This window comes from Streptococcus sp. SS-4456, assembly GCF_036680365.1.
GTDB lineage: Bacteria > Bacillota > Bacilli > Lactobacillales > Streptococcaceae > Streptococcus.
The window spans coordinates 1-550 of the sequence record NZ_JAVIHI010000101.1; the positions used below are offsets into that span (position 1 = coordinate 1).

At 48.7% G+C, this 550-nt stretch carries 1 pseudogene; it reads right to left on the reverse strand.

Annotated features, from left to right (window positions below):
* Window positions 1–550: pseudogene (locus tag RFK25_RS11535) on the reverse strand (phage tail tape measure protein); the annotation flags it as partial.

The following is a 550-nucleotide window of genomic DNA, read 5'->3' on the forward strand; positions in this document are numbered from 1 at the left end:
CTAGAGCATTAGTTCCAGACTGTCTTAAGTTACCCAGAACGTTTTCCAGTCCGTCTGATTCCCTTGCAGCTTGTCCCAAGGCTCCAGAGAGCTCATTGCCGTCCTCTACCATTTGAAGGAGGGTTAACTGCTTCTGAGCTTCTGATAGTTCATTGAAGGACTTTCCATAGAGCTTGTTCGCAACTGCATTACGAGTGGTTTCTGTCGCAGAAATACCTAGAGCTGCGTCATTTTCATAGTTTCCTTTGAGGAAGGACTGTAGGTTTTCGGTGACTTCTTCGATGGATTTGTCGTAAAATGCTGCCCCATCAGCCGCTGCTCTGGTGGCACGAGTGGTCAGATCCAAAGCCTGAGCCGTATCCATTCCAGAGGTTTTGGCAAAGGAAGCCATCTGAGTGAAGGAGCCTTGAAGACGCTCTGGAACAATGGCCATCTCTTCCCCAATCTTATTGAGGGCATCCTTAGCAGCATTCTCCATATCCCCAAAGACTGTAGAGAATTGGGCATTGCTGGCTTGAAGTTGAGCTGCCGCAGACATGGACTCTGTTCC